Raw genomic sequence first — 24,770 nt, 5'->3', positions numbered from 1 at the left:
TCTCCTTATTTTTCGCCATTTCTGGCATCTTGTAATTTCAAATTAATTTCATCAACTTCTTTATCTGATAATGGATATCTTGACATGATAATCATTGCAACAACTGCTAATACTATAGGTATCCAAATCATTGAAACTTGTAATCCCATCAAAGCATTTGCTGATTGAGTTTTAGCTTGACCATCGAATTGGAAGAAAGCATTAATATATCCAGGAATAATTCCTCCTAATGCAAGTCCAAGTTTAAAGAATAGTCCCATTAAAGCATTGATGATTCCAGCAACTCTTTTTTTCGAATTGTATTCTCCATATGAAACTACTTCTGGAACCATAGCCCACATATATCCAGTAGCTGAGGTTAATCCCCATTGTTGTAAAAATCTTCCTAAGTATCCTAAAGCTGGAGAATTTTTAAATTGTGAGAATCCCCAAATCCAAAGTACAAAACTACCAAGGATAAATATTGCTAAGAAAGCATAGAAGAATTGTTTCTTTCCAAGCCATTTTCTAACGATTGGCCATAAGAATACTAAAAGAATTCCTGGTATTGATCCGATTAACCCAATTGATGCCATCCATTCAGAATGACCAATGTTATATTGCATATAAAATGGCCATACAGTATTTCCAAAAAACATGAAGGTAAATCCAACTAAGAAAAAGGCACCTAAAATTCTTAAAGGTTTATTTCTTACTAATTCAGCAGCTAAGTCAGAATATTTAACTGAGTCTGTTTCTTCTTTAGTTGGAACAATTCTTTCCTTAACTCCGAAATAAGTTAACAACAAAGCAGCCAATCCAAGGACCATATAAACACCATAGACTTTGAACCAAGCACCACTTGCTGAGTGTAAACCATAATCACCTAAATTAAGTTTCAGACCAAATAGTCCTGTATCAGTTTGACGAGCATTTGGTGAAAGCATTTGTACGAAAAGTGGGAATAGAGTGTATACCAGCAAGTTAGCAGTGTTAGCCATTGTCATACGTGTTGTTGTTAACAATGAAATTTGTTCATTATCTCTAGTAAGTGAAGCACTCAACGCACCATAAGGTATATTCACAAATGAATACGTTAACGCTGTAGCTAGATATGAAACAAATGCGTACCCTACTCTAAGTCCATTATCTTGGAATGGAATAGGTAAGAAGAGCAATCCTGCGAAAATAACTAAAGGAAGTCCAAACCATAAAATATATGGTCGATACTTTCCATTCTTAGGATTTCGTTTATCTACAAACGCTCCTACCCATGGGTCCCAAAAAACATTTACAATTCTTACAACCAAAAAGATTGTGGCACCAGCTGCAGCTGAGATACCATTAACGGTCGATAAGTAAAAAAGTAAGAATCCACCAACAGTACCAAACACAAGGTTTTGTGCAAAATCACCGGCACCGTAGGAAATTCGTTCAAATAAACTTAGGGTAGCAAATTCGTTATTTTTGTTATCCATAATTCATCATTCTCCTTGAAAATTAAAACGTCATTATCTTTGGTTTGTTTTTCGAAACAACTAACCTCATAAATTAATGTAACCCTTTTCATTTCTATTTGCAAGTACTATTTTTAAAAAATATTGCTGGTAATATATCGCTTTACTAGATACTATATATAAGATAGAAGTTTCTTTAAGGAGTTAAATAATGCCAAATTCCATCAATCAAGATTCAATGAGAAATCTGAATTTAAAGCTGACATTGCAATATTTGTTCAATCATCCCGATACTTCACGAATTGAGATTGCCAAACAACTAAGTCTAAATAAATCTACCATTTCTTCTCTTTTCAATGAGTTAAATACTCGTGGATACATCACTGAAATGGGGCAAGGCTCTAGTACTGAAACCGGTGGAAGAAAGCCCACGCTTATCAGATTCAATCATAATTATGGTTATACGGTTAATTTTGAACTCGGCCATCATCACTTAAGAATGATGATTAATTGGCTGAGCGGAGAAAAAATTAAGTTCTCATCTATTCCTGTCATGGATATGGATATTTATGAAATTGTGGATATCATGAAACAAAGCATTAGAGAAATTAACATCCCTAGTGCTATGAATGGTCTTATGGGTATTTCTATTGCTATAAACGGAATTGTCTCGAATAACACTATTCTTGATTCTCCTTTTATTGACATGAAAAATGTTGACTTAGTAAAGGAGTTACAAGAATTCAACGTATTGGTTGTCTTAGAAAACGAAGCCAACTTGGCGGCTATTGCTTCTCGAGATTTTACCTCCAAAAATCAGATTGATAACCTCATCGCTTTGAACATCCATAATGGTATTGGGGCCGGAATCGTTATTAATGGTCTTTTATATAGAGGAGAAGATGGCGAAGCTGGTGAAATTGGAAGAACTCTTTATTTTTCGAATGAAAAAACGGCCAAAACACAACCAATTGAAACACTCTACAGTGAAGATGCTATTATTTCAAAATTTGGTAATTTGAAACACCTTTCAAACATGGATCGAGATCATTTTTTAGAATACTACCGTGCTGATGACAAAATTTCTCATCAAATTATGGATGAATTTATCAGAGCTACTGCATATATTTTATTTAATATTAGTCGAAGTTTTAGCCCTACCGTCATCTACTTACAATCAAGAATTATTGGAGAAATGCCCAATTTACTGGATGACATAAAAGAACAATATATAGATTTAACAAACATCGAAATTAAAACTCACATCAAATTATCCTCGATGATCGAAGACGCCCCTTTATACGGCGGGGCTTCTCTAATCACCCACCAGGTCCTAGGATTGACCAAATATCAATTAAATTTTAATAATTAAAAACGTTTTTAAAATCATTCTAATGAATGATTTTTTATTTTAGAAAGCGCTTGCATATTAAATCGAATGGGTTTATATTTACAACGTTAGTATATCCGGACAACTAACCTTAAAGAATTTTATTTTATAGAGGGAGATTTTCTAATGCGTAAAATATCTACAGGTTTTGTATATTTTTTTGGTGCACTAGGTGGACTACTCTTCGGTTATGACACTGGTGTTATCTCTGGAGCAATCTTGTTCATTGAAAAACAAATGAGCCTTGATGCTTGGCAACAAGGTTGGGTCGTTAGTGCCGTTTTACTTGGTGCTATGTTAGGATCCGTTATTATCGGACCTTCTTCCGACAAATTTGGTCGTCGAAAACTATTATTATTGTCATCATTAATTTTCTTCATTGGAGCTTTAGGATCAGCCTTTGCTCCTGAATTCTGGACTCTTATCATTTCCAGAATTGTTTTAGGTATGGCTGTTGGTGCTGCTTCTGCTCTAATACCTACTTACCTTGCTGAACTATCACCAGCGGATAAACGAGGAACAGTTTCAAGTTTGTTCCAATTGATGGTTATGACTGGTATCTTAATTGCTTATATTACTAACTATACCTTCTCAGGAATGTTTACTGGATGGCGTTGGATGCTTGGATTCGCCGCTATTCCTTCAGCTTTATTATTCTTTGGTGGTTTGCTACTTCCAGAAAGTCCCCGTTTTCTTGTTAAAACTGGTGCAATTAAAGAAGCTGAACAAGTACTTAACAATATGAATCATAATGACAAAGAAGTTGTTGCTAGCGAATTGAAACAAATTAAAGAACAAGCCGCTCTACAAAATGGTGGTTTAAAGGAATTATTCAGCGCTTTTGTTCGCCCAGCCTTAATTGTTGCTATCGGATTAACAATCTTCCAACAAGTAATGGGTTGTAACACAGTTCTTTATTACGCACCAACCATCTTTACCGATGCTGGATTTGGCGTAAGTGCAGCATTAATCGCGCATATTGGAATTGGTATTTTCAACGTTATCATTACTGCAATTGCCGTAGTCATCATGGACAAAATCGACCGTAAGAAAATGCTTATCTGGGGTGGATTCTTCATGGGAATTTCATTACTAGTAATGAGTTTTGGATTGAAATATTCTCACGACTCATTCACTGCTGCTGTGATCGCAGTTATCTCTATGACAGTATATATTGCCGTCTTTTCAGCAACTTGGGGACCAGTTATGTGGGTTATGATTGGTGAAATCTTCCCATTAAACATTCGTGGTCTAGGAAATTCGTTTGGTAGTTTTGTTAACTGGACTGCTAACATGATTGTCTCATTAACTTTCCCATCATTATTAAACATGTTTGGAAAAGGAAGTCTATTTATTGGATATGCAGTTCTATGTTTCATTGCTATGTGGTTTGTACATTCTAAAGTCTTTGAAACACGTAACCGCTCACTTGAAGATATTGAAACTCAACTCAGAGAAGCTCAAAAGGATTAAAAATGAAAACATTAATTGAAAACTTTGGTCGTTTTAATGACCACGTGGTTGAAAAAATTGTTTTAAAAAACAATAATAATTTTCAAATATCCTTACTGAGTCAGGGAGCTATTTGGAATGAATTTTCCGTTCCAGTTGAAGAGAATAAAAAAATCAATTTATTGTTGAATTTCAATAGTATTGATAGCTATTATTCAAACCCATTTTATATTGGAATGAGTATTGGACGGACTGGTGGCAGAATCAAAGCCGGTAAACTGACTTTGAATGATACTACTTATAATCTATCCCAGAATGAAAATACTAACACTCTCCACGGTGGAGAAACTGGTTTTCATTCTTTTATTTGGGACTATGAGACTTTTCAAACTGATGATACTGTTAGCGTTGTTTTTTCAAAAAGAGTCAGTCCTCAAGATGATTCTTATCCAGGAGTATTAGATGTAGAAATCGAATATATCTTAAATAACAAGAATGAAGTAATTATTAATTATTACGGAAAAGCGGTTGATCAAGATACAGTCTTCAATCCGACAAATCATGCATATTTTAATCTGGAACAATCAGATAATATTCTTGATCATGAATTAAAAATTAACAGTCATCAGATTCTATCAATGGGCCAAGAAAAAATTCCTACTGGATTGTTCAAAGAAACAGCAGGAACTCCTTATGATTTCCACAAATTTACTTTTCTTAAAAATGCTATTGAGGATCTTCAATCTATTCCTGAAAAAGGGATTGATGATGTTTTCTATATAGATCAACCAAGTGATTGCCCAATAGCTACTCTGAAATCTAATCGGTTCAATCATCAAATTGACATTTATTCCCAAAGAAATGGATTGGTAGTTTTTACCGCAAATTCATTTACTAGTGATATGAATCTATCTACTGGTAAAGGTCACCCTTATCAGGGAATTGCGTTAGAATCACAAACATTACCAGACACACTTAATCACAAAAATTTTGGCAATATCTTACTCAAAAAAGGACAAAGTGTCACTTACCAAACAAAAATTGCTTATACACATAACTAAAAAAGGCTCTTAATTCTAAATGAATTAAAAGCCTTTTTCCATTTTTAAAATAATGCTGATGTTTTGATGTTATTCATCTTTCTAAAGATATAACGTCCAGCGAAGGAAACAATCGCAGTCACAAGATATATTGTTGGGTCTAGTACTGGATTAATTACTGCTGGTAAGTTAGCCGTGATGTAGAGTACTCCAAACATCAACACCAAGCCACCAGCCATATAAACCAATGTTTTCCCAATTCCTGGTCGATTTTCTTTTGATTTCTTCATTTGAATATTAAACCAGGTTAAGATAACCCCCCACATAATTGAAATTGTTAGCAAGGTAAGAATTCCTGTTTGGTTTTGAGGTTTTTTACTTTGATCTGTTAAGCCCATTACTCCATACATTGCCGCAAATAGTGCCAAGAATAATAGTGTCGTATCAACTGCTAACTTCCAGAAAGGTTGTTTTTCATTAACTTTTTTCTTAACTGTCAATAAGTCTTCTACTTTTTCAGTAGGTGTTCCAAAGAGTTTGTTGGCCGTAATTCCTTTGATTTGGCTCAAATAAATATCTCTTACTAAACCATCAATCATTTCTTTGGCTTCTTCTTCAGTTTTGCCAGCCGCTATTAATTCTTTTCTTAATTTAAACAAGTATTCGTCATTACGTTTACTTAGTTTTTTAGCAATTTCATCAGCTGACATGTCTTGAGTAGCAACTTCAGCTTCATTGACTTTTTTCTTTACTTCTTCATTCTTAGCTTGTTTTTCAATTATTTCTTTATTCTTCTCTTTAGCTTTTTCACTCAAATGTATTTCCTCCAATTAAACGTTAAATCTGAATTCGATGATGTCACCGTCTTGAACGACATATTCTTTACCTTCAGATCTCAATCTTCCGGCTTCTTTCACAGCTTGTTCGCTGCCGTACTTATCTAAATCTTCAAATGAAATTGTTTCTGCTCTAATAAATCCACGTTCAAAGTCTGTATGAATAACTCCCGCAACTTGTGGTGCTTTCATACCGTTTTTGAATGTCCAAGCACGAGTTTCTTTGCCACCGGCGGTGAAGAAAGTTCTTAGGCCTAAAATCTTGTAACTTGATTTGATCAATCGATCAAGTCCAGATTCACTAACACCTGCATCAGCTAAAAACTCTTTCTTATCAGCGTCATCAAGTTCGGCAATTTCTTCCTCTGCTCGAGCTGAAACGCCCATTACTTCTGCGCTTTCTTTAGTTGCATAGTCTTTTACGGCCATGTAATGAGGTGATTGTTCTGGATTTCCCATGTCTTCTTCAGCAATGTTAGCTACATAAATAACTGGTTTAGAAGTTAGTAGAAAGAGACCTTTAACAATTTTTTGTTCGTCTTCGTTAAATTCAATTGAGCGAACAGCTTGTCCAGCTTCTAGAACTGGTTTGATTTTTTCTAGAACTGCAAATTCAGCAATTGCTTCTTTGTCTTTCGTTGTTCTAGCAATTTTTCCAACTTTTGAATATCTTTTTTCAACACTTTCTAAGTCGGCTAAACTTAATTCCAAATTAATGGTTTCAATATCAGAAATAGGATCAACAACGCCAGTAACACTGGTAATGTTGTCATCATCAAATGCTCTCACCACATGAACGATGGCATCTACTTGACGAATGTTTTCTAAGAATTTATTCCCTAGTCCTTCACCTTTACTTGCTCCTTTAACAATTCCAGCAATATCAGTGAATTCAAAGGTCGTATGAATAATTTTCTTAGCAGGAATAATTTCATCAATTCTTTTTAGTCGTTGATCTGGCACTTCGACCATGCCGACGTTTGGTTCGATAGTTGCAAACGGATAGTTAGCCATCTCCGCTCCAGCTTTAGTTATGGCATTAAACAATGTAGATTTACCAACGTTAGGCAATCCAACAATTCCAGCAGTTAATGGCATTATTAATCTCCTTATTTCTCAAATTTAACGTAATTTTCTGTTGATTCTTTTACATCAACAGCTTTGGTTTTGATACTTTTAACTTTCTTTTCAAAATCAGCTCGAGACATCATTACAATGTGGCCACACTTTAAACATTTAATTTTAAAGTCAGCACCAATGCGAATGATTTCCCAATTATTTTCCCCACAAGCATGGGGTTTTTTCATTAAAACAATATCGCCTAAGTTATACATTGTTCCTCCTAGTCGATGCTAATTCCTAGAATGTCTAAGATACGATTCAAATCGTCAGTTGATTTGAAATCAATTTGGATTTTTCCGTGACCATCTTTGTTTTCGGAAATATCAACTTGCGTATCGAACTTACTAATCAACTCCTCAACGCTTGCTTTAACAAATGGTGACTTAGGTGCTACTCGTTTGAGTGAACGTGGTTTAGCATTGTTAGCTTCAGCTACAATCTTTTCTAGTTCACGCACGGTGATGCCTTTTTGAACCACCATTTTAGCAATGTAGTCAATTTTTTCTTTATCTTGTAATCCCAATAAAGTACGAGCTTGTCCCATTGAAAGCTTGCCTTGTTTCAAATATTTCTTGGACATTGGTGGCAAGTTCAACAAACGCAAGTAGTTAGCAATGTATGGACGACTCTTACCTAAACGCTTAGAAACTTCTTCTTGCGTGATATTTAATTTCTTAATTAAAGTATCGTAGGCTTCAGCTTCTTCAATTGGAGAGAGATCTTCTCTTTGAAGGTTTTCTAGAACGGCAATTTCTAGCATTTGGCGTTCATCGAGGTCCCTAACAATTGCAGGAATTGTTTTCTTATCAGCAATCTTGCTAGCACGAAAGCGTCGTTCACCGGCAATAATTTCATAACCATTCACACTTTGACGAACAATAATTGGTTGGAAAACGCCATTTTCTTTGATGGAATTAGCTAAATCTTGCAACGCATCTTCATCAAATTCTTCACGTGGTTGATACGGATTGGGACGAATTTCAGAAATTCGTAAATCTAAAACATTTTCCTCGGTTGCATCAACATTTTGACCTTCGAAATCAGAAAAAATTGCGTCGATTCCTTTTCCTAATCCCTTACCATTTTTACTAGTCTTATTATTATTTGGCATCAGCGATCACTTCCTTTGCTAAATCCATATACAACTTCGATCCTGGTGAGTTCTTTTCAAAATCAATAATTGGCAATCCATAACTTGGTGCCTGAGCTAGCTTAGTATTTCGAGGAATAATTGTTTCATATACTCGATCACCAAAGTAACTTTGAACTTCTTCAACAACTTGGGCACCTAAGTTAGTACGACTATCTAGCATTGTTAGTAATACACCTTCAATTGCCAAATTCTTGTTGAAATGTTTTTGAACTAAGCGAACTGTATTAAGTAATTGGCTCAATCCTTCTAGAGCATAGTATTCCGTTTGAACTGGAATAATAATTGAATTGCTAGCGGTGAAGGCATTAATTGATAATTGTCCTAATGAAGGAGGACAGTCTAACAAGATGAAGTCATATTCATCTTCAACCGTGTCCAAACCAGATTTCAATCTAGTTTCGCGAGCGATCATGGAAGTTAATTCCATTTCAGCCCCAGCTAGTTGAATCGTGGCCGGCACAATATCTAAATTCTTTCTTTGAGTATGAATAATAGTATCTTTTAAAGGATATTCATTTACTAAAACATCATAAACATCTTTTTCAACATCTGCTTTTTTGATTCCTAATCCACTTGTGGCATTACCTTGAGGATCGATATCAACAATTAAAACTCGTTTACCTAGTTCTGTTAAACTTGCTCCCAAGTTAATTGTGGTAGTTGTTTTACCAACGCCACCTTTTTGGTTTGCAATCGAGATTGTTTTAGCCATATTATTTCCTTTCACTACTTCTTAATCTTAATAACAATTTCATACTCATCTTCGCCATCATGCTCTTGAGTTTGAACTTTCATTCCTGTGTCTTCAATCATCGAAACTGATTTTTTGATTGTATTAGCCGCAATTTTGATATTGCGATTCACAGCAGTCTTGGTAACTTTTTTCTTAGTTTTTGTCTTTTGAGTCAACATCTTCTCAACTAAGTTTTCAGTCTGTTGAACATTCAAATTACTCTTAGTAACTTTTCCTAATGCTTCAACTTGTTGAGCAACAGATTTCAAGGCGAGAATTGCTCGACCATGACGTTGAGAAATTTCATCACTAGCAATCGCTTCTTTAACTGGTTCAGATAACTTCAGTAATCGTAATTTATTGGCGATATAAGACTGACTCTTACCTAACTGTTGAGAAAGTTGGGCTTGCGTTAAATCATTCACTCGCATTAATTCTAAATATGCTTCTGCTTCTTCAATCGGATTGAGATTTTCACGCTGGAGATTCTCAATTACTCCCATTGAAGCAGTTTGATTATCGTTTAAGTTATTTACAATTGCATCAATTTGCTTCCAACCAAGTTTTTTAACCGCACGATAACGACGTTCTCCGGCAATTATTTCATAACCATCGTTATCAGCTTCACGAACAACAATTGGTTGCAATAAACCATGTTCATCAATCGTCTTCGCTAACTCGGCAATAGCCTCTTGATCAAATTCAGTACGAGGTTGATAGCGATTGGGAACAATTTGACTCATTTCGATTGATTTGATTTCATTTTGTTTCACATCTTCTGGTTTATCATCTTTTTTACCAGAAATTTTGTCAAAAATTGAAGCCATACTCATACCTCCTATTGAATTGGTTTTTTACTTGGTGTACCTGCTTTGCGCGGATATTTATTAGGTGTTTCTTTTTTCTTTTGAATTTCAATTATTACTCGTTGTTCATTATTATCAGAAAGTTTAAATTCATTAGTCTGAATAATTTTACCACCTAGAGTGGCGATAGCCTTTTGTGCCTCATCTAATTCTTGAGGAGCATTCTCGGATTTCATTGCTAGGAAATAACCATTGCTTTTGATCAGTGGTAGACAAAATTCCGCTAAAACATTCAATCTTGCAACAGCTCTTGCTACTACTAAATCAAATTGAGCACGATATTTTTTATCTTGGCCCGCATCTTCAGCTCGCATATGGACAAATTCACAATCAGAAAGTGATAGTTTGTTTGCTAACTCATTTAAAAATTTAATTCTTTTTCCTAGTGAGTCAACAATTGTTACCTTCAAATCAGGGTTAACAATTTTTAAGGGAATAATTGGAAAACCTGCTCCTGAACCGACATCACAAACACTAATTTCTTGATTCAATAAGTCAGGGTATTCAAAGCCTAGAGTAATCGAATCGTAAAAGTGCTTCAAATAAACCTGGGATGCTTCGGTAATGGCGGTCAAATTCATTTTTTGATTTTCAGTGACTAGAAATTCAAAATATTTAGCGAACTGTTCCATTTGTTTATCGGATAATTCAATGTTATTTTTTAATAATTCTTGTCTAAATTCCTCTGGATTCATCGTTCACCTTATCTTGTTTTTATGAAACATTTTTTGTGTTTCACACTCTATTAATAGTATCTGATTTTAGGCGGAAATTCAAGGAAGAGGGGAAGCAAATAAAAGAATGAGTCGACTCCGACTCATTCCATCAAGAACCTATAATATTCAAATAAAGACTATACTCCATCGCTTCTCTTAACTTCAAATTCATAGCGACGATATCTTTATCGACACCTTTAACTTGCATTGTAGTTTGTTCAATCGAATTATCTTCGATATCTGCTTGACCCAAACAATAGAAATCACTACCTTCGTCATCATTCTTTTTAAGAAAAACATAGATGTCTAAGGTTTTATTCTTATCTCCATCAATCAACTTCCTGACTTCCGGAGAATCTAGCCGACGTGAGGGCCGCGTAAACCATTTAATGGTGTTGGTGTTGTAGAAAATATTGTCATAATCAATTGTATTTTCTGGTTTCTTATACTTAACAAAAATTGGACAAGTATCGTCTTTAATCGTATATCCATATATAGCCGATGCCTGCTCATTTTCCCATCCCAGTAGACGGTTGGCATCTTTTCGGTCGTATTTCTTTCCGAGTGTAAATTTATTCGTCAAATCATACTGTTGATTTTTCTCGAGTCCAACATTAATAACGTCAGCTACTAATTGTCTAAAAGTTGAACTGCTTTCATAATTCTCAAAAAAATCTTTATCAAGTTGATAATCGTTTCCGCTAAGTGTTACATATTCAACATCCCCATACTTAACTTGATCTTTCTCTTGAAAATATTGCAAATTCAACACTCGTTCAAACGAAGTAACAGTTTTATTATCGATATATGTTCCTAGATTTTCGAGCTCAGTTAGAAAAGTAGATTTTTTAATTTTGCCGTTACTCTTTAATAGCTGCTCTAATAATTTCAACTCATGAATTCTCTTTCCATTCATCAATTCTTTAGAAACAAAACTTAGAAATGCCTGCTCAGTTTTACTTAAATTCACAGTCTCTTTCATCTTCAAAAGAAATTCATAGTAATTCTCGTATTTATCAACAATCACTTGTGGATCAATCGAACCCCATTTCAAAAAGTCAGCAAGCTCAGGAATTTTTCCTAACTTGTGTTTGAGATCCAAGTATTCATCCCGCAACTGCGAAAGCTGTGTCAAACTAATATTATTAATGGACTCATAAATTCGTTGCTTGGCGATTTCACTAAAGTTAATTGAAGAAAGTCCAATCAATTGATTAGTTATCAATCCACTTCGCAAGCTATTTTTATTACGTGATTTGTCGCCAGATAACGCCACAGGAATTAAGTAGTTATTTTTGTAATTTCCAATAAAATCAATAATTGTCACAAAATCTTTATTCTTATATTTACGCAAACCACGACCAAGTTGTTGAATAAAAATAATACTTGATTGAGTATTTCGCAACATAACAATTTGGTTTATTTGAGGAATATCGATTCCTTCATTGAAAATATCGACCGTGACAATATAGTCGAACTTACCATTCTCAAATTGAGCCACAACTTCTTCACGATAATTGATACTATCTTCTCCAGTCAATGCAACTGACTTGTGCCCTCGCTGTGTCATGATTTCCGCAATTTCATGAGCTTCCTCTTTACGACTGCAAAAAATCAAACCAGATGTTTGTTCGCCAGCATGACCGTAATAATCAATTTGTTGTTCAACATAGTCGATCCGTTCCTCAGAGACCAATTCCTTCAAGCCACTATTGTCATCGATTACTTTTCCCTCATACTCATAATCAGTCACCCCAATATAATGAAACTGACTCAACATGTCTTCTTCAATCGCATCTTGCAGGCGAATTTCATAAGCAATGTTGTAATCAAATAATTCGTAAATATTGAAATCATCTGTTCGTTCAGGAGTTGCCGTCATTCCCAACATGAATTTGGGAGCAAAGTAATCAATAATTTTGCGATAACTTTTCGCCCCTGACTTATGAGCTTCATCAATCATGATGTAATCAAACTCATCCTTTGCAAATTGACTTAACGTCTCGTCCTTCGAAATTGTTTGAATTGTGGTAAACAGATATTTTTTGTTGGTATCTTTTTGATTACCTGACAAAATTCCATATTCCGAACGTGAACCACCAATCACTCGGTAAAAACTTTCAAGAGCTTTATTCAAAATTTGTTCACGATGAACTACAAAAAGAAACTTGTTAGGACTAGCTTGTTTAACATCAAAGGCACCTAAATAAGTCTTTCCAGTTCCTGTCGCAGAAATAATTAACGCCTTATTCTTTCCTTGATCCCGCAAATTCTGAATTGATGAAAGAGCATCAATTTGCATTTTATTAGGCTTAATCAGGTCAATTGTTGAATAGTTAGCATCCTGTTCCTCGACAAAAGATGCCGCTACAGTTGGTTTTACATAGTACTTAGAATACTCTGCAATCCATTTCTCGGTCAATGGTGTGGCTGCTTCCCACTGCTGTTCAATTTGCTGGGATAATTGATTAGTTAAATCAGAATTCTCAAGTGAAGTGAGTTTCAAATTCCATTCATAGTTTTTGATAAGTGCGGTGCTAGATAAATTAGAACTCCCAATAATGAACGTTTGATAATTTTCTTTTTGAAAAATATAACCTTTGGCATGAAAATCGACATTTTGCGGTAAAACTCGAACATCAACATTGGGGATTTTTAACAACTCTTTAAAGACTTTGGGATTATTGAAACCTAAATAAGTGGAAGTAATGATTCGCCCACGAATACCTTTAGCAGCTAGATCGGCAAATTTAACTTTCAAGTCAGTCAAAATTGCTTCCGAAATAAAGGCCACGGCAAACGTGAAACCAAGACAGGTTGCTAGTTCTTCTTCCAAATGAAATTTCACTTTTTCACTCTTAGAATTAGTTAACAATTTAGGCGCAAATTCAGTCTGAGCGCTGTATTTTTCTTTGTCGACAAATCCCGCCATTAATGACTCGCTTAAATACTTCGAAATTTCCATTCAATCCACCATTTTATCTTTGTTAATGAGTTGAGACTTTTAATAAATATAACATTAAAGGGAGGAAAAAATACCAAAATAATGAATCGTCTTTTCATAGATTGCTAAATTTACTATTAAAAAAAACATCCTTAAGGATGTTTTTTAATCTAATCTATTCAAGAATGATCTGCCGTTTTCTGTAGATTCTACATTAAAGTAATCTGCTCCCGTAGCTCCTACGTCAGAGAGGGTTGTTCTTTCACCAATATACTTATTTTTTAATCCATCTTTATAAATCATAATTGGAACTCTCTCACGAGTATGCTGTTCGAAACCAATCGTAGGATCATCACCATGATCTGCCATAATAATTAATATATCATCATCTGTATATAACTTCATTACTTCTTCAATTTTTTTGTCAGCGATTTCGATTACATCTGCATATTTTCTCGCATCTAACGCATGACCAGCTAAATCCGTCTCTTGAATATTCATAAAGAGTAATCCGTTTTGCATTTCTTTACTTTCTTTAATGAATTCATCAAATAAGAACGTTGTATCAACTCCGGGATGTTTTCTTTTCGTATCAGAAATAATAATATCCGATGTTTTCCCAACTAAAGCTACATCAATGCTATGTCTGTCCAAAATTGATGGTAATTGTACATCTGGATTAATACCATATCCCAAATGGATAACATGGAAATCATCCTTATAAACACCCGAATCTGGTGCAGAAACGCCTACATACTTATCTTGAACAATTTCCTTGGCATTAAGAATGTTTTGCAAATCAACACCACGTCCCCCGAACGCAATTACACGTGAGACTTTTACAACATTCCTTACTGCATATCCTAATTTCTTTATCGTTTCAAAATCCATGATATCAAGTGCTGCAGTTACATTGTATACTTGTCCAGGATCTGCTTCCAAGTTGTCACCCACAGTAGCTGATTCATTAACTACAATTAATTGTTTTCCTATTTCGCCATCACGCCTAGTTTTAAACCCAGCTTTTTTAATGGCGTCTTCAACTATATCAATTACTTCATTAAAAGGTTGTAACAGTGGAATTTTAGGTTTTGTTCCCATTATTTCTTGATGGGCTAAATATGAATCAGCACCGTGATGCATTAGTAAAGAAGTTCCCCAATTTGCCGTCCTTGAGAACTTTAAATCTCCTCGTTCGTGTCCAATCGCATTCATTAATCCTAATTTTTGTAGATTAGGAATCTTGATATCAGGAACTGCTTTAATAATATTGAACGCAGTATTAGCTCCTTCATCACGGGGTCTTTCTTCAAAGATATCATCCATAGCTCCCACTCCAAAGCTATCTAAGACAATAACACCAAACTTTCCCATTATAAAATTCCTCCTTTTAATTTTTTGCCTTGACTATCATAAATTCCCACCAATCTAGGATTACCAGACTGTATACCATCCACAATAGCAACATTACTTCTTGTAACAAAAATTTGTGTTCTAAAGCTCATTAGAACTGTCTCACCGACATCTTCTTCTTGATCAATTTCTAAATAATAATCAATATTTGTCGAGTCAATCTTATTCATTTTTACTTTTCTATATCTATTTTTTTCAGGAATCAAACCAGTTTTTAGAAGTCCTCGTCTATAGTAACCCCCTCCGTACGCATATGCTTTTCCTTCGAAATTATGAGAAACTTCCGAAACATAGCAATAAGAAATTTTCCCATTCATCTCTTTCGCTGCATTCATTGGTGTTGATCCACTTAATCCATGTCCAGGTTCAACCTGAGTAGCTCCCATCTCTTTTAGTAAGTCTAAGCTCTCATAGCAAGTTGCTGATGGCATATTAAGTTCTGTCGCGTTAATGCCATTATCATTTAATATTTGGGTTGCTTTAATTACAGTGTCAGCATTATGAGTTGGTGTAAATTTGTCTTCTTTCTCATCAAACAATATGCAAGGAAAAGAAGTGCACCCTTTAACGGAAATATTTTCAAGTTGAAGTATTTCTTTGGCCAACTTAGGTAATTCAGAAATATTAAATCCAGCCGTTTGCCCTGGATAAACGTTGTCTCCCTCATCTACAACTCTCAATAATATTTTTTGAGTAATTCCATTTTCTTTTGAAATTTTATTAATTAATTTGAGCTTTTCAATAGAAAAAACTGAAATATAGTCAACTCCATATCTAATTACACGCTCTAAAAAAGTTTGAGGTACTTGTACCAGATTTCCTATATGTCCAATTTTCAAACCGTTGTCCATCAAAACTTCTGCTTCACGATAATCGACAACTACCGCCTTTTCCAATCCAGATTCAACAATTCTTTTTGCCACTTCTGGGTTTCTACCTAACTGTTTAGTCATGTAGAAAGCTTCTAATCCAAGTTGATCGGCTTTTTCGCTAAAATTCTTAGTATTTATTCCTAACTGTTCTAAATCAATTACATAAGTATCAGGAAAAATTTCTCCGTTCTGATGCAATTTTGTCGCTACATCTAGCAATTTAGAATTTTCCTTTAATATAGCTTCCGTAAACATTCTTATTCTCCAATTTCTTCCAAGGTTTTCATTATTATTCTCAAAACCGTTTCTGGGCCGGATCTGTAAGGATTAATTCTAATAGTATTATCATCAAGTTTAGGATCGAACTCTCTAAAAGTTCCGGAAACTCTATAAAACATTGGAACAATTTCATACTGTGATTCTGCTCCAACTGGATGATTTGCAGAACCAAACTCTTGAGCTTTCTTAAGAAATTCTTTTGCAACAGGTTTTTCAAATTCTATTAACAGAATTTTTGATTGAGCATTAGCAATATAGGCATCTTTAATTCCTTCAATGTGTTCATCCTTAATTTTTTTAATAACTTTTTCAATAGTTCGAGCTTGGTTGGCTAGAGCTACAGGCGCATATACTAACCCTTTCAATACATCCAGAGCCTCATGACCTTGTACTTGTGATCCTCCAGAGTAATTCTGTTTTCTTAATTTGCTTATTAAGTCGGATTTTCCTACAATACATCCAATTCCCTCAGGTCCTAATAATTTGAATGTTGAAAAACAGCTCAGATCAGCACCACATTCTGTTCCAATTTTATTAACCTTCATCACAGCATAATTATCGTCAGTGACAATTCTTTTTTCGGGGAAATTTCTCTTGAAGAAATTTATTACTTTTTCAATATCATACCGATCATCTGGTTTTTGTCGGGTATATTGAATTAAAATTGAATCTACATTATCAACAGTCTCTTTTACTAGTTGAAAATCCATATTTTCAATCTCATTAAAATCAAGAGATACACTTTCAATTTCTAACATTGAAAGTGAAGTTGCTGTAGTAGGATAAACTGGGGCGTCGTGAACCAATATTTTATTTTTAATTCTTTCAATAGAAAAAATTGCTTTTTGAATTGCCGCCGTTCCAGAACCACGCACTAACATTGCATCTTCCGCATTAAAAAAACCTGCTATTACTTGTTCAGTTTTTTGTGTCGTCAAAGGCATATTTTGTGGTTGCACGACACCCAAGTCACCTCTTGATAAGATTTCTTCGGATTTAAAGACTTTGGTCATCTCATCAACTAATTTGAATTGTTTTTCCAATGCCTCATCCACAGAAATACTTGGAATTGGGTATGTTCTCATTACTTTTTCACCTCATTTAAAAAAATTCTTCTAGGTGTTTCAACTAGCATTTTTTCAACAAATTTTTCTGAAACGCCAGCTTTTAAAAGATCTGGGACAAAAGATGTTAATAAATAATCATACCCATTGCCACCATTAGCTTTTAGCATTGATTTGCGAGTAATATCCATTGATAAAACTAATTGATCAACATAACCTGCCTCTTCAATTTTTTTAATCATTTCGACTCTTCTTGCATCTGGTAAATAATTATTTTTACCGATAGTATCAATTTCAACAGTTAGACCCATTTTAAGAACTGTTAATATTTTTTCTAAATCATTGTCTAGCTCAACATGACCTATAACAATTTTTTCAATATTCGCTTTATTTTCAATGAAATATTTTGCTTGTTCGATCGCTAATGTTCCATAAGAAGTGTGTGTGCTTATTGGAACTCCTGTTTCTCTCTGTGCAATAACCGCTGCATCAAAGACTTTTTCTTCTTGCTCAGTCCACTTTCCGTTAGATGTGGCTATTTCCCCAATAACAGAAGCCTTAATACTAGTTCCTTTAATTCCTTCTGAAATATCTCGAATCATCATTGATGCAAGTTGATATTTTGATCTTTCAAAAACCTCTAATGGCAAAAAATTATGCTGATAATATCCTGTAGAGCTTAAAATGGTCACTCCACTATTTTTTTGAATTTTTTCCAAGTACTCAAGATTTCTCCCCATACCGTTATTTGTCATATTTATAACGTGGGTCACCCCTTTGTTCTTCAAATCTATAAACTCTTGAGTCACATTCTCTTCATCATACAAAAGACAATCTTCATTGTATTTCAATTCTGATAAATCAATGGGAACATGCTCATGTGAATATATAATATTTTCCATTATGGCCTCCTAGTAAAGTTGAATTAATCGTAAAACGTTAAGTAAAATTCCTAAAGCAATTGCAGCAATAGGCCCTACCGCCATCTCTACTAAAGGCTTTTTCATTTGCTTATTAATTAGATAGAATCCAACTATCCAGAAATATCCTAGAGTTGGTGCCATCTTATTACATGCGATTGCCGCACCAATTAAAAGAGCTACCGAGATAGTTTGAGATAGCGAGTCACGAATATGTTCCCCCATATCTCTAAGTCCAGGGAATTTATCTAGTCCTTTCGCAGTAACTCCAAGTAGTTGAACTTCAGCAAACATCCAAATAAATCCTGCTACAAAAGCAATAAATGGATGACCTTGTAGTGCCAATCCAATTCCAAAAATGATAGTCGTTCCAGCCATACCGTAAACACCTGTTACAATAGCAGTTGAAAATACCAAAGGAATAAACCCAACAGCGCGAGCTAAAGTTGCAATTAACGCTGCAGTAACTTGATCTTTAACCAACAATTGTTGAGGCAAAACATCTACAGCTAAAATAAGTAAACTTGAGGCAGCTGTGATTAAGCCTCCTTCAATACTTAACCAAATCCAATTCTTTTTAATTCTGGATACACGTTCACCAAAAACATTAACTAATGCACTGTTATTTCCATCACCAGTTTCTTGCACTTTTGCTGCAAAATAAATCATACAAATCATAGCAACTAATAGAGCCATACCAATTGAATTCAATGTAATTTTGTAGTCTCCAACATTGAAAGTACCAAACTTGTCAGTAAGAATGAATGTAACAAAAGTCAAAACAAAAGTTACAATTCCACGTTTACCATTGTGTTGGCTTGCAACAGCAACAGCTGGAAAAGCACAGAATGCCAAAAGAATCGGTCCACCAAGCAAACTCAATCCTGGCAAAAAGTCTACCGGTAATTTACTAAACATTTGAACAATGAAAGAAAGTCCAAACATTAATCCCACACCATATACAGCACCAATTACTCCTGATAATGCCACTCCAATTTTATTATTAGGGGTTGATGTCCCAATAATATCTGCGGCTAGTAAAATGCTATGTGCCACTAAAATAGTCGTTCCAATGGAGACAGGTATTCCAAATCCAATAACCAACCCAAAACTAACTGCAAAACTACTTGCAGCTAATTCTTTTCGACTAATTTTTCCTTCAAAGTATTCTGGCATGATTGGTCTTAACCCATCATTAAATACTGCAATTCCTTTATTTGCTAAAATTGCCCCAAATCCACCAACTAACGCAATAATCACGTAATTAATAATTGCTAAATGATCCATTTTTCTATCCTCCGTATCAAAATACAATATTTTGTATATTTAAGTAAAACAATTTCTACTTATTATCCAATCCTTTTACAATTGCCGGTAATACTGAATCGGTAGTATTCGCAGTAAAGCCAAATGCAACCTTTCCATTATTTATTTCATTAATAATTTCATCTTCATCCAACATTTTACTTGGAGAAGCCACGGTAACTGTTTTATCTGATCCAATCAATGCTGTTGCCATTGCTAAAGCTCCACCAGCACCAGTTTCACATGCACCTACATAGTAGTCATAATCACCGTTCTTAACAGCCATTGCTGCATCTAAATCAGATTTTACGTCAACAGTAATTTCTTGCGTGCTTAATTCTTTAATCTGTTTTGCAATTTCATCTTTATTTAGTTGTCCACCAACCACAAGTTTGTATGCCATTATTTTTTCTCCAATATATTCAGGATGTGAAGTAATAAATAATTCACTTCTGTATTTGATAAAGTAACTTTATTTTCTTCCAAAACGGATTCTATAATTTTTTTTGCATTATCGTATTTGGAATTTTTTTCAATTTCATCAATCATAATCTTAGGCATTTCATCAATTTTCTCTTCGCTATCTAGTCTATGAAGTGCTGAAGAAAAATGAATCAAAAACATGTCTCTATCTTCGTTTAAATTTAACTGATCAAAGTACTCATCTGTTCTTTTTATAACTTCATATTCTTGCTCCGATAATAAATTATTATCTTTAAGAATATTTAGTTTAACTTTTGTTTCACTCTGCATAAATTAATATTCTGGTAATATTTCTTCGTTTTCTACACTTTCTTGAAACTTTTTCAAACTTTGTTTCTTCATTAAAAGTCTCAAAGTATTTCCAACATACTTGTCACTTGCTTTTGTTAAAAAGACTGCACTATTTGCTTTTTCAATAACTTCATCTGGAACTGAAAACTTTTTTAAATTAATAAAATCACACGGATTATTTCGTGCGATCAACTCGTCTTTATTCCAAATTGCCGCATCTACTTCACCAAGTCTTACTTTTTCAACTATTTGATTATATGGAATCTCTTCATATTCAACTTCTCTATTGTCGAAGACTAATTTTGTTAAAACTCGAAAATCTTCAGAACTATTGTCAATACCTACTTTTTTAATTTCTTTAATTCCATTTTTAATTCCTTGAGTAACCATTAAAATATGTTCTGAGACAAACGTTTCTTTATCAAGAATTAGACTTTTTTCAAGTTCTGGATACTTGCTGATAAAAAAATCAGCACTCAGCTCCGAAACTATCGAAAAATTAAATCGATTATCTAGCAACCCCTGTACTCTGTTTACCGAACCATTAACATATGCCATATTAAAATTAATTTCATTAGCTCTAAAATATTTGTATATAGCTCCAGCCAATCCTTCATACTTTTTTGTATAAGGCAATGGCATTGAACCAACCAAAAAGTCAAAGTCCGTATATTTTAGTAATTTTAATCTGTCCAAATTAACAAGAACGCTACCTTGATAGCCATGAGATTTAATTGTAATTGCTTTTTCTTCTTTCAACGTGGTCAATCCATTCTGAATTGTCCCCCTAGAAAATTCACTATCGGCTGTTAATTCGTCAATAGATGGTATGCGGCTGCCTACCGTGAGATCCAAAAATCTTTTAGCAAGATATATTACCGCTAAGCTCTCCTTTCTATAATTTTTTTCATTCATAAGAAAACCTCCAAATATACAAAATTTTGTATATTAAAGCGCTTTCACGCTTTAATTTCATAATATTCTCTAAACTTACTTAAGTCAATAGTTTTAATTAACTTACTTAATTTCGCTAAAAAAAGCGACCCTTCCGGGTCACTTTTAATAATAGACTCTGTTAAAAAAATCTAGCGTTATTTTTTTATTTGAGTATTCGATTTTGCTTAACGAAACGTTATCAGGAACTTTAAAAACTCTTTCAAACTCATTAGAGATCATTAATTTGCTTAACATCAATGAAATAATGTTTCCATGCGTTATCAGAACAACATTCTTAATATTCCTTAAGGCTAATTCTTTTAATAATTCCTCTACTCGATTAACCACAATAAAAATTGACTCACCTTCAGGAATGCTCACATTAAGTTCATCATTATAATAGTCTTTAACTTCTTTAGGAAATTTTTCTTTTACCTCTTTTAAAGATTTTCCTTCCCAAATACCAAAATTTATTTCTTTTAATCTATCATCAAAAACTATACTAGTTGCATCCAAGTTCAGTAATTCCAATGTCTGGCTAGTTCTTATAAGAGGACTACAAATCACTTCATATTTATCCGGCAAAGCTTTTTTAATTTGTTCTGAAGATAATCGAGCTTGTTCTTTCCCTATCTCGTTTAGATTAGAATTGGTGCCTCCACCTTGAAATAATTCTCTACCGTTAAACTCAGTTCTTCCATGTCTTATCAAAAATACATCCATTATATATGAAAAATCCGATCAGCATATTTATCTTCAAGAGCTTCGTTAAACTCTGGTCCTCCATCAATATTCGCACTCTTGTATACTGGCGGGTTGAATCCTTTACTTACCATTATTTCAACGGCTTCATATATAACCTGTTGAAGTAGTAAAACAGCCGCAGCTGAAGAGGTTCCACAAACTTTTGTGTCTAAACCATCAACAGAAAGTGCAGCGTCTCCAAATTCAGAATGATTATCTAAAACAACATCACCATATTGATACAATAAAGTTCCTAGTGATGATCTAGAAGTTGACTCCTTAGAAGATTCCAAAGCAGTAACAACAATTATTTTACATCCTACTTTTTTGGCAATTTCTGCAATTTCTAAAATCATCGGATTTCTTCCCGAATTAGATATCAGGAACAGTACATCATTTTTATCAAGCTTAACCCTATGCATTAGATGAGTTCCAACTCCTTCATACTGCTCGTAATACCCACCAGCTGGGTCATTAATCACTTTCGAAGGTATTAATCCGCCAGCACGGCCACTCACTTCAATCGCAGCAGCATATGAATGTCCACTACCAAATGCTTGGGTAATTCCTCCATTCATAATTCCATCTGCCACAATTTTAGCAGCATCATGAATATGACCTGCTTCTTTTTCTTCTAAAACTTTTGATAATTGTTCGATTTTTTTAAAAAACTTCAACATAAGTAATTTCCTCTATCCTAAAATTTTAAATGCACTCAATACAATTGAAAGAACTAAAACAAACAGAATCATTTTTGTTGATGTAACTTTTGGTTTTCCTAATAACCAATAAACTAAAAATACTAACAATGCCGGAACTAAACTAGGCATGATTTGATCTAGCATTGATTGCATTTTTAAAGTTACTTTTCCTGAATGATAAACAAAGGGGACAGTAGCATTGACTACAGTTGGTATTAGCGCTCCAACCACCGTCATTCCTAGAAGAATAGCCGAATCGGTTAAAAGGTTTAGTCTCTCACCATACTCATTAACCAATTTCGCTCCTTGTTGATACCCTAGTCTTAACAGTGGGTAACGGATAAAAATAACTGCGAAATTTACTAAAATCCAGAGTACTGCACCGGTTACATTCCCTTTAAGCGCCATATAGGCCCCAATCGATCCTAGAATCGTTGGTAAAATAACTCCGAACAGAGTATCTCCGATTCCTGCAAAGGGACCCATAAGTCCAGTTTTTAATCCAGCAACTGTTTCTTTTGCCTTACTACCTTCTTTTTCTTCAATAGCAATATCCATACCAACAATTAATGGCCCAACAAATGGGTTAGTATTAAAAAATTGGTTATGAACATTCATCATATCCACGAGTTCTTGATCTTTATATAATTTTTGTAAAGTTGGTAAAACAGCATATAAAAATCCTGTAGACATCATTCGTTCATAATTCCAGCAAATTTGACTACCCCAAAGCCATCTTCTGTTAGCTCTATGTAATTCTTTTGCTTTTTCTTTACTAATCTTCGTATTCGTCATCATCAGTCGCTACCTCACTTTCAGATCCTACAGCCACAGTACCTTTAACACCATCTTTTCTACTATTGTAATAAACAAGCCCCATTGCAAGCCCAATTAAGGCAACTCCTAACATCGGAACTTTTATATATGCTGCCAATACAAAACCAACAATTAAATATGAAAAGAATTTTTTGGTTGGCAAGTATCTCAATAAAATAGCAATACCTACAACTGGTAATACACCACCAGCAACTTTTAATCCATCAGTCAACCATTCTGGCATTTTATTAATAATTACATCAACCACTTTGCTACCGAGAGTTAGCATTAAAAGAACAGGAATTGCGCGGGACAATCCCCAAGGTAATGCTCCATAAATAATATTTCTTTCAACACCCTTGGTATTATTTAAATTAATATTTTTATCTACACGATGTAGGAAAAACGTATTAGTAAATCGTGCTAAAACGTCAAGCTGAACCATCAATAATCCAACAGGCACAGCTAATCCAATCGCAAAGTCTAATCCTTTGCCACTAGCGACAGCAAAAGCAGTTCCAACTACCGCCCCGGTCAAAAAATCAGGAACACTGGCACCACCGTATGTACCAACACCTAGAACCATTAATTGCAAGGTACCACCAACTGCAAGACCCGTTTTAATATCACCCATGATAATTCCAGCAACAAGTCCAACTAATAAAGGATAATTACCTAATACAACAACTGTTAATTGGTCAATAATCATCCAAAACGCTAGCAAAGTTAATAATATGATCTGCCAAACTTCTATATGCATGTCTATTCCTCCATTAATTTCATAAAGTTAACCGGATCTTCGGTTGGCACCATTTGAGCTACCAATTCCACTCCAGCTTCATCCAAAATTTTAAAATTATCAATATCACTCGGTGTTACACTAACTGACTTTTTAACTTGTTTCGAATTCTCTTTTGAAGACATATTTCCCACATTAACTTTTTCAATCGGTACACCATTTTTTACAAGATCGACAAGTGGCTTCGGAGATTTAGTAAGTAAGAAAACTCTTTGCTCTTCATAGTTTCCATTCATAATTCGCTCAGCTGCACCTTTTGCAGTTAAAATACTAAGTTTTATCCCAGAAGGAACAGCCGTCTTAAGAGCCATCTTCTCAATATCATTTTTGACAACTTCATCATCTACAACCATTATTCGAGTTGCCTTTAAACTGTTGGTCCACATAGTAGCAACTTGTCCGTGTATCAATCTTTCGTCAATTCTGATATTTTTTATTCCTAGCGATTCTTGCGACATA

25 protein-coding genes are annotated in these 24,770 nt (G+C 34.3%); 3 read left to right on the top strand and 22 right to left on the bottom strand.

Going from position 1 to position 24,770, the window contains the following annotated elements:
* Positions 1-5: 5 nt before the first annotated feature.
* Positions 6-1,457, bottom strand: a complete 1,452-nt coding sequence (locus tag Q2T76_RS02695) for an MFS transporter (protein ID WP_302083847.1) — start codon at positions 1,455-1,457, stop codon at positions 6-8.
* A gap of 190 nt (positions 1,458-1,647) precedes the next feature.
* On the opposite strand from Q2T76_RS02695, the gene Q2T76_RS02690 reads away from it, so the two are divergent.
* The 3 genes from Q2T76_RS02690 to Q2T76_RS02680 all read left to right on the top strand — a co-directional run bounded on the left by Q2T76_RS02690 (position 1,648) and on the right by Q2T76_RS02680 (position 5,339).
* Complete coding sequence (locus Q2T76_RS02690) at positions 1,648-2,808, top strand: ROK family transcriptional regulator (RefSeq protein WP_302083845.1); 1,161 nt, start codon at positions 1,648-1,650, stop codon at positions 2,806-2,808.
* Between the two features lie 144 nt (positions 2,809-2,952).
* Positions 2,953-4,299: a sugar porter family MFS transporter gene (locus Q2T76_RS02685; protein ID WP_302083843.1), complete on the top strand. Its 1,347-nt coding sequence runs from the start codon at positions 2,953-2,955 to the stop codon at positions 4,297-4,299.
* A 2-nt stretch (positions 4,300-4,301) separates the two neighbouring features.
* Positions 4,302-5,339: an aldose epimerase family protein gene (locus tag Q2T76_RS02680; protein WP_302083841.1), complete on the top strand. Its 1,038-nt coding sequence runs from the start codon at positions 4,302-4,304 to the stop codon at positions 5,337-5,339.
* A 44-nt stretch (positions 5,340-5,383) separates the two neighbouring features.
* Here the strand turns inward: Q2T76_RS02680 and Q2T76_RS02675 are convergent, their stop codons facing one another.
* The 21 genes from Q2T76_RS02675 to Q2T76_RS02575 form a co-directional block, all read right to left on the bottom strand.
* Positions 5,384-6,133: a DUF1129 family protein gene (locus tag Q2T76_RS02675; protein WP_302083839.1), complete on the bottom strand. Its 750-nt coding sequence runs from the start codon at positions 6,131-6,133 to the stop codon at positions 5,384-5,386.
* 15 nt (positions 6,134-6,148) lie between these two features.
* Positions 6,149-7,252 carry a redox-regulated ATPase YchF gene (gene ychF / locus Q2T76_RS02670; RefSeq protein ID WP_302083837.1) on the bottom strand — a complete coding sequence of 368 codons (1,104 nt, stop codon included), beginning with the start codon at positions 7,250-7,252 and terminating at the stop codon, positions 6,149-6,151.
* A gap of 11 nt (positions 7,253-7,263) precedes the next feature.
* On the bottom strand, positions 7,264-7,488 hold the full coding sequence (locus tag Q2T76_RS02665; protein ID WP_302083835.1) for a DUF951 domain-containing protein: 225 nt from the start codon (positions 7,486-7,488) through the stop codon (positions 7,264-7,266).
* A gap of 8 nt (positions 7,489-7,496) precedes the next feature.
* On the bottom strand, positions 7,497-8,387 hold the full coding sequence (locus Q2T76_RS02660; RefSeq protein ID WP_302083833.1) for a ParB/RepB/Spo0J family partition protein: 891 nt from the start codon (positions 8,385-8,387) through the stop codon (positions 7,497-7,499).
* Positions 8,377-9,141 (bottom strand): ParA family protein, encoded by a 765-nt coding sequence (locus Q2T76_RS02655; protein ID WP_302083831.1) that lies wholly within the window; start codon positions 9,139-9,141, stop codon positions 8,377-8,379. Before Q2T76_RS02655 ends, Q2T76_RS02660 begins: the two co-directional genes overlap by 11 nt.
* A 14-nt stretch (positions 9,142-9,155) precedes the next feature.
* Complete coding sequence (gene noc / locus Q2T76_RS02650) at positions 9,156-9,995, bottom strand: nucleoid occlusion protein (protein ID WP_302083829.1); 840 nt, start codon at positions 9,993-9,995, stop codon at positions 9,156-9,158.
* A 5-nt stretch (positions 9,996-10,000) separates the two neighbouring features.
* A complete protein-coding gene (gene rsmG, locus Q2T76_RS02645) occupies positions 10,001-10,723 on the bottom strand; it encodes a 16S rRNA (guanine(527)-N(7))-methyltransferase RsmG (protein WP_302083827.1) in 723 nt (240 codons plus the stop codon).
* 130 nt (positions 10,724-10,853) lie between these two features.
* Positions 10,854-13,709 carry a DUF3427 domain-containing protein gene (locus tag Q2T76_RS02640; RefSeq protein WP_302083825.1) on the bottom strand — a complete coding sequence of 952 codons (2,856 nt, stop codon included), beginning with the start codon at positions 13,707-13,709 and terminating at the stop codon, positions 10,854-10,856.
* A 144-nt stretch (positions 13,710-13,853) separates the two neighbouring features.
* Entirely contained in the window at positions 13,854-15,062 is a 1,209-nt protein-coding gene (locus Q2T76_RS02635) for a phosphopentomutase (RefSeq protein WP_302083823.1), read from the bottom strand.
* Positions 15,062-16,228, bottom strand: coding sequence for an alanine racemase (locus Q2T76_RS02630; protein WP_302083822.1), 1,167 nt, complete (start codon positions 16,226-16,228; stop codon positions 15,062-15,064). Before Q2T76_RS02630 ends, Q2T76_RS02635 begins: the two co-directional genes overlap by 1 nt.
* 2 nt (positions 16,229-16,230) lie before the next feature.
* A complete protein-coding gene (locus Q2T76_RS02625; protein ID WP_302083820.1) occupies positions 16,231-17,337 on the bottom strand; it encodes an aminotransferase class V-fold PLP-dependent enzyme in 1,107 nt (368 codons plus the stop codon).
* Positions 17,337-18,218: a phosphotriesterase gene (locus Q2T76_RS02620; protein ID WP_302083818.1), complete on the bottom strand. Its 882-nt coding sequence runs from the start codon at positions 18,216-18,218 to the stop codon at positions 17,337-17,339. The genes Q2T76_RS02625 and Q2T76_RS02620 overlap by 1 nt, the downstream gene beginning before the upstream one ends.
* Positions 18,219-18,227: 9 nt before the next feature.
* A complete protein-coding gene (locus tag Q2T76_RS02615; protein WP_302083816.1) occupies positions 18,228-19,523 on the bottom strand; it encodes a YhfT family protein in 1,296 nt (431 codons plus the stop codon).
* Positions 19,524-19,578: 55 nt separating this feature from the next.
* On the bottom strand, positions 19,579-19,944 hold the full coding sequence (locus tag Q2T76_RS02610; RefSeq protein WP_302083814.1) for a DUF2620 domain-containing protein: 366 nt from the start codon (positions 19,942-19,944) through the stop codon (positions 19,579-19,581).
* Complete coding sequence (locus Q2T76_RS02605; RefSeq protein ID WP_302083813.1) at positions 19,944-20,294, bottom strand: PRD domain-containing protein; 351 nt, start codon at positions 20,292-20,294, stop codon at positions 19,944-19,946. The genes Q2T76_RS02610 and Q2T76_RS02605 overlap by 1 nt, the downstream gene beginning before the upstream one ends.
* Positions 20,295-20,297: 3 nt before the next feature.
* Positions 20,298-21,230 carry a GntR family transcriptional regulator YhfZ gene (gene yhfZ, locus Q2T76_RS02600; RefSeq protein ID WP_302083811.1) on the bottom strand — a complete coding sequence of 311 codons (933 nt, stop codon included), beginning with the start codon at positions 21,228-21,230 and terminating at the stop codon, positions 20,298-20,300.
* Positions 21,231-21,374: 144 nt separating this feature from the next.
* Positions 21,375-21,962: a histidine phosphatase family protein gene (locus Q2T76_RS02595; protein WP_302083809.1), complete on the bottom strand. Its 588-nt coding sequence runs from the start codon at positions 21,960-21,962 to the stop codon at positions 21,375-21,377.
* 11 nt (positions 21,963-21,973) lie between these two features.
* Positions 21,974-22,675 carry an SIS domain-containing protein gene (locus Q2T76_RS02590; protein ID WP_302083807.1) on the bottom strand — a complete coding sequence of 234 codons (702 nt, stop codon included), beginning with the start codon at positions 22,673-22,675 and terminating at the stop codon, positions 21,974-21,976.
* A 12-nt stretch (positions 22,676-22,687) separates the two neighbouring features.
* The gene (locus Q2T76_RS02585) at positions 22,688-23,494 is read right to left on the bottom strand and encodes a PTS system mannose/fructose/sorbose family transporter subunit IID (RefSeq protein ID WP_302083805.1); all 807 of its coding nucleotides are present in this window, start codon (positions 23,492-23,494) and stop codon (positions 22,688-22,690) included.
* A complete protein-coding gene (locus Q2T76_RS02580) occupies positions 23,472-24,272 on the bottom strand; it encodes a PTS sugar transporter subunit IIC (RefSeq protein ID WP_302083803.1) in 801 nt (266 codons plus the stop codon). The genes Q2T76_RS02585 and Q2T76_RS02580 overlap by 23 nt, the downstream gene beginning before the upstream one ends.
* Before the next feature lie 2 nt (positions 24,273-24,274).
* Positions 24,275-24,769, bottom strand: coding sequence for a PTS sugar transporter subunit IIB (locus Q2T76_RS02575; RefSeq protein WP_302083802.1), 495 nt, complete (start codon positions 24,767-24,769; stop codon positions 24,275-24,277).
* Position 24,770: the final 1 nt, after the last annotated feature.

The organism is Lactobacillus sp. YT155, from assembly GCF_030504545.1.
Lineage (GTDB): Bacteria > Bacillota > Bacilli > Lactobacillales > Lactobacillaceae > BQUT01.
Note: the sequence above shows the minus strand (reverse complement) of the source record. Positions and strands in the feature narration are given on the sequence as shown.

Excerpts from the sequence above, each read along its gene's own strand:
- Q2T76_RS02690 (WP_302083845.1), top strand. The coding sequence starts at position 1,648 with ATGCCAAATTCCATCAATCAAGATTCAATGAGAAATCTGAATTTAAAG.
- Q2T76_RS02585 (WP_302083805.1), bottom strand. The coding sequence starts at position 23,494 with ATGATGACGAATACGAAGATTAGTAAAGAAAAAGCAAAAGAATTACAT.
- Q2T76_RS02630 (WP_302083822.1), bottom strand. The coding sequence starts at position 16,228 with ATGTTTACGGAAGCTATATTAAAGGAAAATTCTAAATTGCTAGATGTA.
- Q2T76_RS02680 (WP_302083841.1), top strand. The coding sequence starts at position 4,302 with ATGAAAACATTAATTGAAAACTTTGGTCGTTTTAATGACCACGTGGTT.
- Q2T76_RS02580 (WP_302083803.1), bottom strand. The coding sequence starts at position 24,272 with ATGCATATAGAAGTTTGGCAGATCATATTATTAACTTTGCTAGCGTTT.
- Q2T76_RS02635 (WP_302083823.1), bottom strand. The coding sequence starts at position 15,062 with ATGGGAAAGTTTGGTGTTATTGTCTTAGATAGCTTTGGAGTGGGAGCT.
- Q2T76_RS02665 (WP_302083835.1), bottom strand. The coding sequence starts at position 7,488 with ATGTATAACTTAGGCGATATTGTTTTAATGAAAAAACCCCATGCTTGT.
- Q2T76_RS02615 (WP_302083816.1), bottom strand. The coding sequence starts at position 19,523 with ATGGATCATTTAGCAATTATTAATTACGTGATTATTGCGTTAGTTGGT.
- Q2T76_RS02590 (WP_302083807.1), bottom strand. The coding sequence starts at position 22,675 with ATGTTGAAGTTTTTTAAAAAAATCGAACAATTATCAAAAGTTTTAGAA.
- Q2T76_RS02655 (WP_302083831.1), bottom strand. The coding sequence starts at position 9,141 with ATGGCTAAAACAATCTCGATTGCAAACCAAAAAGGTGGCGTTGGTAAA.
- Q2T76_RS02575 (WP_302083802.1), bottom strand. The coding sequence starts at position 24,769 with ATGTCGCAAGAATCGCTAGGAATAAAAAATATCAGAATTGACGAAAGA.
- Q2T76_RS02640 (WP_302083825.1), bottom strand. The coding sequence starts at position 13,709 with ATGGAAATTTCGAAGTATTTAAGCGAGTCATTAATGGCGGGATTTGTC.
- Q2T76_RS02660 (WP_302083833.1), bottom strand. The coding sequence starts at position 8,387 with ATGCCAAATAATAATAAGACTAGTAAAAATGGTAAGGGATTAGGAAAA.
- Q2T76_RS02605 (WP_302083813.1), bottom strand. The coding sequence starts at position 20,294 with ATGCAGAGTGAAACAAAAGTTAAACTAAATATTCTTAAAGATAATAAT.
- Q2T76_RS02685 (WP_302083843.1), top strand. The coding sequence starts at position 2,953 with ATGCGTAAAATATCTACAGGTTTTGTATATTTTTTTGGTGCACTAGGT.
- yhfZ (WP_302083811.1), bottom strand. The coding sequence starts at position 21,230 with ATGAATGAAAAAAATTATAGAAAGGAGAGCTTAGCGGTAATATATCTT.
- Q2T76_RS02625 (WP_302083820.1), bottom strand. The coding sequence starts at position 17,337 with ATGAGAACATACCCAATTCCAAGTATTTCTGTGGATGAGGCATTGGAA.
- noc (WP_302083829.1), bottom strand. The coding sequence starts at position 9,995 with ATGAGTATGGCTTCAATTTTTGACAAAATTTCTGGTAAAAAAGATGAT.
- Q2T76_RS02620 (WP_302083818.1), bottom strand. The coding sequence starts at position 18,218 with ATGGAAAATATTATATATTCACATGAGCATGTTCCCATTGATTTATCA.
- Q2T76_RS02610 (WP_302083814.1), bottom strand. The coding sequence starts at position 19,944 with ATGGCATACAAACTTGTGGTTGGTGGACAACTAAATAAAGATGAAATT.
- ychF (WP_302083837.1), bottom strand. The coding sequence starts at position 7,252 with ATGCCATTAACTGCTGGAATTGTTGGATTGCCTAACGTTGGTAAATCT.
- rsmG (WP_302083827.1), bottom strand. The coding sequence starts at position 10,723 with ATGAATCCAGAGGAATTTAGACAAGAATTATTAAAAAATAACATTGAA.
- Q2T76_RS02695 (WP_302083847.1), bottom strand. The coding sequence starts at position 1,457 with ATGGATAACAAAAATAACGAATTTGCTACCCTAAGTTTATTTGAACGA.